Here is a 506-nt window from a genome sequence, read left to right as displayed (position 1 = left end):
GATGATCCAGAGTGTGGAGAGCCTGGGTTTTCGTTGCAGAGGATTGATCTGACAAAAGCAACGCGTGAAGGTACATTTCATTTGTTTTAACGGGCCATTTTGTTTTAACGGGTGTTTTTTATCCCGATGGGCATTTGGGGGATTGGTCGCATAAGGAACCAATGAGTATTGATTTAGAGGTTGGTGATGACAGAGTTTGAACCTTTATCCATTCCACAAATTCCCCCTCCACAACTCCCTCTCCCACAAATTATTGAAGAGCTTTCTGTTGAAGCAATTTTAGAGCAAAAGATCACGCGTTTGACTGAGCTTTTTGCAGCGCATCATATTCCTTATAATGTGGAAAAGACGGCTTATGATCCGGTGGTCATTCAATTGCAAGCGGCCGCTTATGAAGAGTTGCTATTGCGCCAGCGGATTAATGAAGTGGCGCGGGATAATTTACTCACATTTGCGCGTGGAACAAGTTTAGATCATTTGGGGGATTTTCATGGGGTCACGCGCCT

At 44.5% G+C, this 506-nt stretch carries 1 pseudogene; it reads left to right on the top strand.

Annotated features, from left to right (window positions below):
- Positions 1-186: 186 nt before the first annotated feature.
- A pseudogene (locus ACFIKB_RS09715) lies at positions 187-506 on the top strand (baseplate assembly protein); the annotation flags it as partial.

The sequence above is a fragment of the Bartonella sp. MR110HLJHH genome (assembly GCF_042194225.1).
GTDB classification, from domain to species: Bacteria; Pseudomonadota; Alphaproteobacteria; order Rhizobiales; family Rhizobiaceae; genus Bartonella; species Bartonella grahamii.
This window is presented reverse-complemented; position numbering and strand designations above follow the sequence as displayed.